This is a genomic window from Flavimaribacter sediminis (assembly GCF_019492055.1).
Classification (GTDB): Bacteria; Pseudomonadota; Alphaproteobacteria; order Rhizobiales; family Rhizobiaceae; genus Flavimaribacter; species Flavimaribacter sediminis.
Genome location: NZ_JAICBX010000002.1, coordinates 1220894 through 1232724 on the forward strand (window position 1 = coordinate 1220894; position 11831 = coordinate 1232724).

Annotated in this window: 13 protein-coding genes and 1 tRNA gene; 6 read left to right on the top strand and 8 right to left on the bottom strand. The window is 60.3% G+C overall.

Features of this window, described 5'->3' with window-relative positions:
• Positions 1-8: 8 nt before the first annotated feature.
• Together K1W69_RS13940 and K1W69_RS13945 are read right to left on the bottom strand one after the other, a co-directional pair.
• On the bottom strand, positions 9-422 hold the full coding sequence (locus K1W69_RS13940; protein ID WP_220228932.1) for a hypothetical protein: 414 nt from the start codon (positions 420-422) through the stop codon (positions 9-11).
• Positions 423-556: 134 nt separating this feature from the next.
• Complete coding sequence (locus tag K1W69_RS13945; RefSeq protein ID WP_220228933.1) at positions 557-1351, bottom strand: alpha/beta hydrolase; 795 nt, start codon at positions 1349-1351, stop codon at positions 557-559.
• 324 nt (positions 1352-1675) lie between these two features.
• Here K1W69_RS13945 and K1W69_RS13950 point away from each other — a divergent pair, with 324 nt between their 5' ends.
• Positions 1676-2116: a hypothetical protein gene (locus K1W69_RS13950; RefSeq protein ID WP_258571036.1), complete on the top strand. Its 441-nt coding sequence runs from the start codon at positions 1676-1678 to the stop codon at positions 2114-2116.
• 55 nt (positions 2117-2171) lie between these two features.
• Here K1W69_RS13950 and K1W69_RS13955 read toward each other — a convergent pair whose 3' ends face one another.
• Entirely contained in the window at positions 2172-2654 is a 483-nt protein-coding gene (locus K1W69_RS13955) for a hypothetical protein (protein ID WP_220228934.1), read from the bottom strand.
• Between the two features lie 246 nt (positions 2655-2900).
• Here K1W69_RS13955 and K1W69_RS13960 point away from each other — a divergent pair, with 246 nt between their 5' ends.
• Entirely contained in the window at positions 2901-3791 is an 891-nt protein-coding gene (locus K1W69_RS13960; protein ID WP_220228935.1) for a DMT family transporter, read from the top strand.
• A 55-nt stretch (positions 3792-3846) separates the two neighbouring features.
• On the opposite strand, the gene K1W69_RS13965 is transcribed toward K1W69_RS13960, so the two are convergent.
• Both K1W69_RS13965 and K1W69_RS13970 read right to left on the bottom strand, forming a co-directional pair.
• Positions 3847-3933, bottom strand: a tRNA-Leu gene (locus K1W69_RS13965).
• 92 nt (positions 3934-4025) lie between these two features.
• Positions 4026-4577, bottom strand: a complete 552-nt coding sequence (locus K1W69_RS13970) for a methylated-DNA--[protein]-cysteine S-methyltransferase (RefSeq protein ID WP_258571112.1) — start codon at positions 4575-4577, stop codon at positions 4026-4028.
• A 330-nt stretch (positions 4578-4907) separates the two neighbouring features.
• On the opposite strand from K1W69_RS13970, the gene K1W69_RS13975 reads away from it, so the two are divergent.
• A complete protein-coding gene (locus K1W69_RS13975; RefSeq protein WP_220228936.1) occupies positions 4908-5117 on the top strand; it encodes a hypothetical protein in 210 nt (69 codons plus the stop codon).
• A 151-nt stretch (positions 5118-5268) separates the two neighbouring features.
• Here the strand turns inward: K1W69_RS13975 and lepA are convergent, their stop codons facing one another.
• On the bottom strand, positions 5269-7089 hold the full coding sequence (lepA, locus tag K1W69_RS13980; RefSeq protein ID WP_220228937.1) for a translation elongation factor 4: 1821 nt from the start codon (positions 7087-7089) through the stop codon (positions 5269-5271).
• Between the two features lie 74 nt (positions 7090-7163).
• Positions 7164-8054, bottom strand: a complete 891-nt coding sequence (locus K1W69_RS27320; protein ID WP_220228938.1) for a DUF2306 domain-containing protein — start codon at positions 8052-8054, stop codon at positions 7164-7166.
• 108 nt (positions 8055-8162) lie between these two features.
• Between K1W69_RS27320 and K1W69_RS27475 the strand changes: the two genes are divergently transcribed.
• Entirely contained in the window at positions 8163-8957 is a 795-nt protein-coding gene (locus K1W69_RS27475) for a LytTR family DNA-binding domain-containing protein (protein ID WP_220228939.1), read from the top strand.
• Here the strand turns inward: K1W69_RS27475 and K1W69_RS13995 are convergent.
• Complete coding sequence (locus K1W69_RS13995; RefSeq protein WP_220228940.1) at positions 8952-9809, bottom strand: C40 family peptidase; 858 nt, start codon at positions 9807-9809, stop codon at positions 8952-8954. The two genes, K1W69_RS27475 and K1W69_RS13995, sit on opposite strands and share 6 nt — an antisense overlap.
• A gap of 127 nt (positions 9810-9936) precedes the next feature.
• On the opposite strand from K1W69_RS13995, the gene mbfA reads away from it, so the two are divergent.
• Positions 9937-10920, top strand: a complete 984-nt coding sequence (gene mbfA, locus K1W69_RS14000) for an iron exporter MbfA (protein WP_220228941.1) — start codon at positions 9937-9939, stop codon at positions 10918-10920.
• A gap of 82 nt (positions 10921-11002) precedes the next feature.
• Entirely contained in the window at positions 11003-11827 is an 825-nt protein-coding gene (budA, locus tag K1W69_RS14005) for an acetolactate decarboxylase (RefSeq protein WP_220228942.1), read from the top strand.
• Positions 11828-11831 lie beyond the last annotated feature (4 nt).

The following is an 11831-nucleotide window of genomic DNA, read 5'->3' on the forward strand; positions in this document are numbered from 1 at the left end:
CGCTGATATCAGTCGCCGTTGTTGATGCTGTGCATGCTTTCCAGCACGAAATGCTGGAAGATCAGCGGTTGACGGCGCGCGCCTTCCAGTTCTTCAAGCACCTTGTGTCTTACTCCGGCCGCCTGCCAGGCCTGCATCGCCTCTTCGTCGGGGAAGATGGATATGGCGACGACTTCGCTTGCGTGTTCGTCGACAAGAAAGAATATCAGCCGGTCCAGGCCATGATCGTTGATCGCCTCAGTAAATCCGTCGATCACCAGCTTCTTGCCTGCCTCGAAATCGGCCGGTTTGAATTTGTGGGTGTAGACGATCACCGGATCGCCTTCATCGGGAATGAGCAGGCTCTCCTGCGCAAAAGCAGGAGCCGCCGCCCATGAGGTGGCGAAAAGGAAAGCGGCCGCCAGAAATAAACGCGGTTTCATGAAAATACCTCCGGTTTGAACGCGTACATTCAGTACACAGGCCACGCGCCCATGCAACCTATGCGATCTTGTAGTACCGTTTCAGTTTGAAGGTTTTTTCACATTCCGGTCCGGACTTTGATGACGACTCCGTCTCAGGATGTCGCGCCGAGACATTGCTGGATGTAATCGCCCACCCGCGTGGCAAGGCTCCTTGGCCCGCCGCCATGACCACCGTTATGCCGCCAAAGCTGGACATCGCCGCCGGCTTTCTTAATGGCTTGCTCATAGGCTGCGGACTGGCTGAACGGCACGATCTTGTCGCGAGTGCCATGAACCAGGATCGTCGGCGACATGCCGCCATGCACGGCGTATAACGGTGAGGCTTTGCGGGCGCTGTAATCTCCCAGCATCTTTGTGGTTTCTTTGTTCTGCAAGGTGGTGAAATCCAGCGGCGAGGCGTTCAGCACTGTGCAGCGCGGGTTTTCCGTGATACCGAGCCAGGCGGCCTCGGTGCTGCCCGCGCTTGCGCCGCGAACCGCGTAGCGATCGGGGTCCAGACCCCATTTGCGAGCGTTCTTCCTCGCAAATTCGAACCCGTTTTCCACGTCAACGCGTTGGGCGGGCCAGGTCGCCTGGTCCGAAAGGCGATAATCCGTGGAAACGATGGCGATGCCGCGGGCCGTGATCTGTTGCGAAAACCGGTAGCTCGGCATGGTGTTTCTGTGCATCCAGCCGCCGCCCGGAACATTGAATAACCATGGAATCGGACCTTCCGCATTGACCGGCTTCTGCACGATCACTTCGTTGCCGAATTTGTCGAAGACGTATCGTTCCGTCGTGTAGGACAACGGTCCCGCCGGCGGTTTGAACTCACTGTCGCCGGATTTGCAGCCAGCCGCCGCAAGCGCCAGAAGAACGGTCAGAAGACAAACTCTTACTATCATCATTGGTTCGGGGTTCCTTTCGAGCCGCTTCTGTCGGCGGCTTATGAGGCGGTTTCATGACGAAGCGCTCAAGTGACACGGAACGGCTGAACGGATGCTGAACGAATGGTTACCGCATCCGGTTGCATCAGGCGTCTCGGTATTAAATCAGTAAGAGAAATGGCGCTTTCGGTTGTCGGGCGACGCGCCTGCGGATCAACGCGACGACCATGATTGAAACCGCGTTAACAGTATCGGGCACAGTTCGTGGACGTGTCACATAATATTGAGTAATACTTGACTCGGTACCTTTCGCAAATAATGGCAACAAATCGAACGAGGTTCAGAATGATACAGAAAAAGATTGTCGCGCTTACCAGCGCTTTCATGATGATTGCAGGCCTAATGCTTGCCCCGACGACCGCCTATGCAGGCCAGGGAAAAATTTCCATGGAACTTCTCAAGGCCGCCTTCGTCGTTGGCGGCACGGGCGGTAAAGGCACGCTGACCTTCGACGGAAAGACATATCCGTTGCGGATCGGCGGTTTGAGCGCCGGATGGCAGATTTCGCTTTCGAAGGCCAATCTGCAAGGCGCCGTCAAGAACATCAATCAGCCTTCCGACATCATCGGCGTCTATTCGGCGGCGGGCGCAGGTCTTGCGATTGCGGCAGGCGCCAAGACAGCCGTGATGATCAACGACAAGGGCGTGACCCTTGAATTGATCGGAACGCAAATGGGCGTCGACGCGTCGCTCAACCTCGAAGGCCTCTCGATCAAAATGCGCTGAGCTAAAGGCTGACCGGGATCTTCTGCGATTCCGGTCTGTCTGCCGCCTTCAATCGCTAGTCCTTGCGGATGCGCTCGAAGACGACCCCGTCGATCTCGAAATGCAGCCGGTCAGGCGCCGACCAGACATGCTGCGTGCCGTCATCGCACAACATTGTTGGCGAGGCCGGAATCAAACATTCCATGCTGACGCAGAAACTCTTCAGACAACCCGGCCGCCGCAACCTGTAGCGTCCCTGCATGGTGCGATTGATGATGTGGCCGGTCTGATCGCGCCAGATCCAGAAACTGTGCCGGAGTCGGTCTACCTGCCGCACGAACAGGCAATTATTGTCGCGGCCCCTGCTGAACTGGGCTGCACAGCGCTGCATCAGGTCGGAATATTGCACCATCGCGACCGTGTCGCGCCCTTCTGCGTCCATTGACAGTTCACTGGACAGAAGCGCCTCCGGGATTTCGACGCTGGACCGCGCCGGCGCGGACAGGCAGAGAAACATGGCAAGGCAACACAGGGCGCCCAATATGCGGTTTCTTCTCATCGCGTACCCGTCTGCCTTTTCAAACCCGGCCGTCATCAAAACAGACAGGTCGCGCTCGTTTCAAGTCGAGATTGATGAATGAGAAAAATGTCGCGATTCTGACGCCGGGAAAGTTTAGGCTAAAGACGGCGCGTTGAGACGCGCGAGGAATCAGGTTGTCCGCTTGTTCCAGCCATATAATCAATGCGATAGGTGCTATGCTTCCGTGTCGCGCAACGGCGGGCGCCGGACGGCGAGGAGACCAGTATGACGGATGTGATAGCCGGAAAAGAAACCCAGCAAAGACTTTCCGGCATTGCGCTGATGTGCTTTGGGGTCGCTTGCCTGTGCGTCAACGACGCCCTCGCCAAGGCCCTGACCGCCAGCTATTCGCCACTTCAGATCATGTTCATGCGCAATATCATCGCGCTGCCCTTCGCCATCCTCATGGCGTTGAAAATGGGCGGCGTGAGCGCCCTGAAGTCCACCAGGCCGGTGACGCACCTTATGCGCACAGTGCTCTGGATCGCCGCGACCCTGTTGTTCTTCACCAGCGTCAAGCTGTTGCAACTGGCGGAGGCGACGGCGCTGATCTTCGTGGCGCCGCTTTTCATTACCGCCATTTCCGCGCTGTTTTTGCGCGAGCACGTCGGCTGGCGCCGCTGGATGGCGGTGATCGTCGGCTTCATCGGCGTGGTCATCGTCATCCGGCCAGGCGGATCGACCTTCCAGCCGGCATCGCTGCTGCCGGTGGCGACCGCCTTGCTCTACGCTTTGCTGATGATCAGCGCCCGCTGGGTGGACGCCCGCGAAAGCATGTGGACGCTCATGCTCTACCTGACCGGCTGCAGCGCCTTCCTGAGCAGCTTCATCACGCCTTTCTTCTGGAGCGCCATACGGCTGGAAGATCTCTGGCTGTTCGTCGCGATCGCCCTGTTCGGCACGGCCGGCATGACCATGATGACCCAGGCCTTCCGGCTGGCGCCCGCGGTGGTGATCGCGCCTCTCGACTATACGGCGCTGATATGGGCGACGGCGCTCGGCTGGTTCATCTGGGGCGAGGTCCCCGATCCAGTCACCTATCTGGGCGCGGTCGTGATCATATCAAGCGGGGTGTTCGTCATCGTTCGCGAGTACATGACGCACAGATCGGGATGAGCATCAGATGATGCGGGAACAATAAGTATTTACAATGAAATTTTTTGAGAAACGTTGGTGCCCAGAAGAGGACTCGAACCTCCACGACCATGCGGTCACCAGCACCTGAAGCTGGCGCGTCTACCAATTCCGCCATCTGGGCATTTCAACACGAGGGCGTCATGTAAGACCGTGACAGTTTCCTGTCAATGACAAATCCGGCTGTTGAAGCAATTCGTTTTAAATGGGCTGCGCCTACAGCAAAAAGGGATATCCGCCCTCATGCTTGAGCAGCCTGATCTTCATTTCCACGCCGCCTTCGCCGGAAAATCCGCCAAGGCCGTTTGCCGAGAGAACACGGTGGCAGGGAATTATGACAGGGATCGGATTGGCCCCGCAGGCCTGGCCGACCGGCTGTCCGTAGGTTCCGAGTTCCCTTGCAATGTCGCCATAGGTGCGGGTTTCGCCGTAGGGGATCGCCTTCATGGCCTTCTGCACCGCATGCTCGAAGTCGCCGCCCTTCGGCGCCAAAGGCAGATCGAACTGCTTCAGATCGCCGGCGAAATAGGCGCGAAGCTGGCGCACTGCCTCGTCGAGCGCCTCCGACTGACCCTGCGGCTGCCGGCGCTTCGCTTCCGAATGCCAGAGCAGCCTCACGATCCTGCCGTCGCGCTCGACCACCGCAATCGCGCCGATCGGCGTTTCGACATGGGCGCAATTTTCTACATCGGGCGGCGACGCGGCCGGTTCCGGACCGGTGGTTGTCCTCTGGCTGTCCATGGCGGCGATTTTCCATCCATGCGGCATCTCTGTCAATCTGTCGCGCCGCTGATCGGATGCGCGCCCCGCAGTCGTTCGACACAGGCACTGAGGTTATGCCGGATATCTGGCTAAACTTCCAATTGCAGAAACTGCCGGAAAACATGAAACCCACAAATTGGCCATGCCCGTGTCCTTTATCGAAGCTACACCGCCGTTCCGGCGCAAGGCGGAGCTTGCGCCCATGACTGATCTTCGTGCACAACTGCAGCGACTGAGGATCATCCAGTCGATACGATTCACCTTATTTTCCGCCGCGGTTCTCGTTGCAGCGGCGCCGCCGACGGCGTCGAGGCCGCCTATTTCTGGGTCAAGGAAATGCCCGTCGGTATTGTGGCCTTCTGGATCGTGCTGATCGGGTTGTGGCCATCGCCGAAGGCCAGCGATCTGATGCCGACAGTCGATCGCGCTGCGGGCACGCTCAGGGCCGCCTCGCACGATCGGGACTTTCTGATCGCCAGACTTCGTGTTCTATCGGCGATTTATACGAATATTCGGCAGCCGACGCCAATGGCGACGGAATTCTGACTTCAACCGAGTTCGAAGCGCTCGCCCAATAGGCTGATACGAGGCCGCGCGCACCTCTCAGGACGCACCGCCGACGCGTGCGCGGCCGCGCTTCGAGCATCCCCGCCATGCTTCCCCGTGGCGGGGATTTGCGTTTCCGGCCGAATCGGCGTCAGTTATCCTTCATCTTCAGCGCGGCGATGAAAGCTTCCTGCGGAATCTCCACCTTGCCGAACTGACGCATACGCTTCTTGCCGGCTTTCTGCTTTTCCAGAAGCTTGCGCTTGCGGGTGGCGTCGCCGCCATAGCATTTCGCCGTGACGTCCTTGCGCAGGGCCGCGATCGTCTCGCGGGCGATCACTGTTCCGCCGATCGCCGCCTGCACCGGAATCTTGAACATATGGCGCGGGATCAGTTCCTTCAGCCGCTCGCACATGTCGCGACCGCGCTTCTCCGCGGCGCTGCGATGCACCAGCATGGACAGCGCGTCCACCGGCTCGCCATTCACCAGGATCGACATCTTGACGAGATTGCCCGGCCGGTAATCGGTGATCTGGTAGTCGAAGGAGGCGTAACCGCGCGATATCGACTTCAGCCGGTCGTAGAAATCGAAGACGACTTCGTTGAGCGGCAAGTCGTAGGTCAGCATCGCCCGGCTGCCGACATAGGTCATTTCCACCTGGATTCCGCGGCGGTCCTGGCAGAGCTTGAGGATCGCGCCCAGATGCTCGTCCGGCGTGAGAACCGTCGCGCGGATCCACGGCTCGTGAATTTCCGCGATCTTGACGACGTCAGGCATATCGGCGGGATTATGCAATTCGCGCTTCGACCCGTCGGTCATGACGAGTTCGTAGACCACGGATGGCGCGGTCGCGATCAGATCCAGATCGAATTCGCGCTCCAGCCGCTCCTGGATGATCTCCAGATGCAGCAGGCCAAGGAAGCCACAGCGAAAGCCGAAACCGAGCGCCGCGGAAGACTCCATCTCGAAGGAGAAACTGGCGTCATTCAATCTCAGCTTGCCCATGGCGGAGCGCAGATCCTCGAAATCGGCGGCGTCGACCGGAAAAAGACCGCAGAAAACGACTGGCTGCGCCGGCTTGAAGCCCGGCAGCATCTTCGGCGTCGGCCGCTTGTCCTCGGTGATGGTGTCGCCGACGCGGGTGTCGGCCACCTCCTTGATGGACGCGGTGATGAAACCGATCTCGCCGGGGCCCAGCGCCTCGACCGCGGCCATTTTCGGCGTCATGACTCCGACCCGGTCGACAGGATAGCGGGCGCCCGTGCCCATCATCCGGATGGTCTGGCCTTTTTTCAGCTCGCCATCGATAACCCGCACCAGCACGATGACGCCGAGATAGGCGTCATACCAGCTATCAACCAGCAGCGCCTTCAGCGGGGCGTCGGAATCGCCTTCCTTCGGCGGCGGGAGCCGGGTCACGATCGCTTCCAGCACTTCCGGCATGCCCTGGCCGGTCTTGGCGGAAATCTCGACGGCGTCGGACGCATCGAGCCCTATCACCTCTTCGATCTGCGCCTTGACACGCTCGGGATCGGCGGCCGGCAGGTCGATCTTGTTGAGCACGGTGACGATCTCGTGGTCGTTGTCGATCGCCTGATAGACATTGGCGAGCGTCTGGGCCTCGACGCCCTGGCTTGCGTCGACCACCAGAAGCGAGCCCTCGCAAGCCGACAGGCAGCGCGAGACCTCGTAGGCGAAGTCGACATGGCCCGGCGTGTCCATGAGGTTCAGCACATAGTCTTCGCCATCGCGCGCGCGATAGTGCAGGCGCACAGTCTGCGCCTTGATGGTGATGCCGCGCTCGCGCTCGATATCCATGCTGTCGAGCAACTGGTCCGACATTTCGCGCTCGGCGACGCCGCCGGTCATCTGGATCAAACGGTCGGCGACCGTCGATTTGCCGTGGTCGATATGCGCCACGATCGAAAAATTGCGGATACGGGAAAGCGGAGTGCGGTTCGGTGCAGTCATGGAACTGCCCTATAGTCATTTCCCGCGCGCCTGAAAAGCCAATTCGTAAGGCGCACCCGGCATTCTTCGATGTGTCATTCAGCCTGCAGCAGCGCCCTGTGCCATCCCAAGCTACGGCCGATGACGAGGCCCGAAAGGAACGCGCTTGCGGCCGCACGCGAGACGATCCATGCCGTATCCGCCGCCAGTTGCGGCATCATCGCGGACACCAGTCCGTTTGCATATTGGAGTGCGAATACACAAAGCAGCAGGACGAGCGACAGCCATTCGCCACCAACCGCTGCTTTCCCGGCAACGAACCGTATTTCGTCAGTTCGCGACACCAGGAATCCGGCCACAAGGCCAGGCGCCAAGCCCAGGGCCATGGTGCCTGCGACGAGCGATGTTTCCGAAGAACGAACAAGGCCTGTCAAGGAAAGCAGAAGGATGGAAATCGGCAAGGTGTAGAGGCGCCAGCGGGGCACGACCCGGTCACGGCTGCGCAGAATTCCGAGAAGGATGAGACCGGCCAGCAGCGGCCATACCCAGAAAGGCGTCCCTGCCACTACGCGGACGATGAGAGAATTGTCCGCTGAAAACAGTACTGCATGCATGATGCGGCCGGGCATGAAACTGAACAATCCGGCAATCACCAGTGCGCCCGCGAAGGTCACCCGCATCGTGTTGAGATGGCCCTGTATCCGTCCGTTCCGGGCAAGCCACACGCCCCAGCCCAGGCTGACGATCGTGGCAATGGAAAGCAAATGGATCGGACTCCATTCGCCCCAGACGCGCAGTTCGTGGATCGCAAAGGAAGAAAAGGCCGTCACCAGCATCAGAATCACCCAGGCATAGCCCGAGATTCGATGGGTGGACGTTCCCTTGCGGCGGAATAGGATGACCATCCCCAGCCCGAAAGCGAAAACGGCCGCGGCGACATGGATCTGGATAGCGAGCGAGGCCTCGGCGAGCGGCGCAAGTGTCATGATCGGCAACCTCCTTTGACAGGCGATGCGAAACGCCCGTTGCAATGCCGAGATGGACCACTACTATTCGCCACACACGTCTCGTTACGCGAAAGACCGGGATAATTCGTGGCCGACAACACCTTGCAACTCACGCTTCGCGAATGGTGGCGGTCGCTTTCGTCTCCGCGCACGCTCACGGTGCTGCTCGTGGCGGGAGCGATCTTCGGCCTCGCCGGTCCATTCGGCACCTATGAGGCGCTGAGGCCTTTGCCGCGCATCCTCTACTGGCTCGCGGTGACGATCGTCACATATGCGGTGGGGCTCCTGAGCGGGCGGCTGATGCGCGAACACACGCCGCTGAAGCGGCTGGAGGTGGTGCCGGCCTATGCAATTGCCGGTCTTATCGGCGGAATTCCGATTGCGCTCTGCGTTCTGGCAATCAACGTCGTCGCGGGTTTCACGGTTACCGAAACCGGCCTCGGACTAACAAGGCTTGTCTTTTATGGCTGCTTGATCAGCTTGTGCATTTCTGCCGTCCTTGCCTGGGTCCAGCGTGACGTGACTGAAAAGCCCGATGATCCGACATCACCGATACCCGCCGGCGCGCGCCTCATGAAGCGCCTGCCGGTGGAGTTGCGCGGCAAACTGCAATACCTGACCGTGCAGGATCACTACGTCGAGGTGGTGACCGACAAGGGGAGCTACCTCGTCCTGATGCGGCTTGGCGACGCCATCGCGGAGACCGCGCCGGTCGAAGGACTGCGCATCCACCGCTCGCACTGGGTGGCGCTTTCCGCAGTCGGCCGCATCCGCCGCGAAGGCGACCGCTTGCTGGTCGAAACGGTCGGCGGGGCCGTGCTGCCGGTCAGTCGCAGCCACCGGGCAGCTCTGCGGGAGGCGGGACTCGTTCCCGTCTCATGATTCCTCCCCGGATGCCGCTTTCTTCCGACTGTCCGCAATCTGCGTCGTTTCGCCATTGCTGTCATTCGGCTCCCAATGCAGGTTCTTGTAATCGAAACCATGTTGCAGCGTTGGTTTCACGATCCTGAAATAGGGCGACAGGTCGAAATCGCGCGGGGCGTAGAGGGAATGATGCCGGATATGAAGGATTTCCTGCTGCGAATAGGCGGAGGCGGCAGACGCCTGCCCCTTGACGCGGGTAATCTCCGGCAGAATGGGATACTGGATGGACTGGAACGCCTGCGCAATCAGAGAAGAGCAAATCGCGCGCGTCGGATCGCCGGAGCCAAGCGACAGCATACGGCGGCGCCAGCGCACCGGAACCGGCGGCGTCGGCAGGAAATAGCGCAGCATGTCGATAACGTTGCGGGTATCGTATTTCAGGCCGAGTTTTGAGATCATGAAGGACAGGACGGCGCGCCGGTCGTCGCCCGTCAGTCCCACGGGCCGGCAGATCCGGGTATTGTAGGTCTCGTATTTGGCGAGGGGTACGGCCACGCAGCCTTCACCGAGATTGACCTCGATGAGCTGCGGCCGGTCGCCGCCCTCCCTGGGCGCCGGCAGTTCATCTCCAACGAAGATCGCCGAATGGGACCACGTCGACTGGGTCAGATACTTGATCGCGGCCGAAATCTTCTGGTTGCCTTCAATCAGCAGCACGTCGCCTGGAACCAGCGACCGCTCCAGTGTTTCGGGATCGGAGGGCGTATAGGGCTGATAGCCCGACGTCTCGCTCTGCAGCCGCGCCGCGACCATCCGGCCGAGACGATCCAGCAACGTGTCCTTGGCAATGGCGGCGGAACTCCCGGTCATGGCGCACACTAAATGACGCCTGCGTCAATATTTCAAGTGAGTTGCTTTTGGCGTGGCCTGTCGCAGGCGCTTGACGCAGACCTCACAATTCGTATTTTAGAATTATTCTAAATCAGGAATTCGAATTATGCTGAGCAGGCTGACCGGCGCTCTTCGCCGCGACTTTTCAAGCTTGAGCGAACAGGAAATCCTGGCGCTCGCCATCTCGTCGGAAGAGGATGACGGGCGCATCTACCTCGCCTATGCCGATTTCCTGCGCGAGAACTATCCCGGTTCGGCTGCAATCTTCGAGGAGATGGCGGCGGAAGAGGACGGACATCGCCGGCGCCTCATCGATCTCTATCGCAAGCGCTTCGGCGAACGCATCCTGTTGATCCGCCGCGACCATGTGCGCGGCTATTACGAGCGCCGGCCGCTCTGGCTGGCAAAGACGCTGTCCATCGACGCCATCCGCAGCGAGGCGGAGCGGATGGAGGCCCAGGCCGCCCGGTTCTACCGGGAAGCGGCGAAGCGCACGCAGGACGCGGCGACCCGCAAACTGCTGGGCGATCTGGCGCAGGAAGAGGAAAAGCACGGAACGCAGGCCGAGCGGCTGGTCGCGGAACACGCGCCGGAAGATGTGCGCGAGAAGGAATCCCAGCACGAACGCCGGCAGATGATCCTGACCTATATCCAGCCCGGCCTCGCCGGATTGATGGACGGCTCGGTCTCGACGCTGGCGCCGATTTTCGCCGCAGCCTTTGCGACTGGCGACACCTGGCAGACCTTCCTCGTCGGCCTCGCCGCGTCGGTGGGCGCCGGCATCTCCATGGGCTTTACGGAGGTAGCGTCCGACGACGGCGTCATTTCGGGACGCGGCGCGCCGATCAAGCGGGGTTTTGCGACCGGAATCATGACCACACTGGGAGGCCTCGGCCATGCGCTGCCCTATTTGATCCCGCATTTCTACACGGCGACGGCGATCGCCATCGTGCTGGTGTTCTTCGAATTGTGGGCGATCAGCTGGATCCAGCACCGGTTCATGGAAACGCCCTGGTCGCGGGCGATCTTCCAGGTCGTTCTCGGTGGCGCGCTGGTCTTCGCCGCGGGACTCGCGATCGGCACTGCGTAATGGCGCCGGGAACGAGCGACAATTGTCGCGCATCCATTCCTGTGCGACGGTGCGGTCGCATGTATTCGAAGAGGCCACGACCATGCCACAGCTTGTCGTCGATATTCCGCAATCGATCCTCGATGCTCTTCAGGAGCACTGCGCGAAAAGTGGAGAAACGCCTGACCACGCCATCGCCCGGACTCTTGCCGACGCGCTTCAGCTTGACCACGGCACGCTGTTCCAGGTTTCGACCTCCGGCGCTCTGATCGAGGGCGTGTCGGGTGACGCGGTGTCGATCGCCACGCTGAAGGACCATGGCGATTTCGGGATCGGCACGTTCACCGGCTTCGACGGCGAAATGGTCGCGCTGGGCGGACGCTATTTCCGCGTCGCCGGGGATGGAACGGTGAACGAAGCAGCTGACGAGACAATGACCCCTTTCGCTGTGGTCACGCATTTCGAGCCCCGGCAATCAGCGCGGATCGCGCGATTTAAAACGATGGCTGGGCTCGAAGAACAACTCGACGCTTTACGCGACTCCGACAATCACTTTTTCGCTGTCAGGCTCGATGGAAGGTTTTCGAGAATTCAAACGCGCTCCGTCTCTAAAACGCCTGTTGGCCAGTCACTGTCGGTTGCTGCGGAGCATCAGAGCGTGTTCGCCTATGAGGGCGTTTCGGGCGCGCTGATCGGCTTCTGGACGCCGGCCTACGCCAAGACAGTCAATATCGCGGGCTGGCACATTCATTTCATATCCGACGACAGGTCGAAAGGCGGCCACCTGCTTGATTGCGCGGCGGACGGGCTCGACTGCCAAATCGAGGCGCTGAACGATTTCCGCATCGCCATCCCCGAAACCACCGCGTTCCTGAAAGCGCAGCTGACCGGCGATCCGACCGAAGCACTCGACAAAGCCGAACATTAAGAGT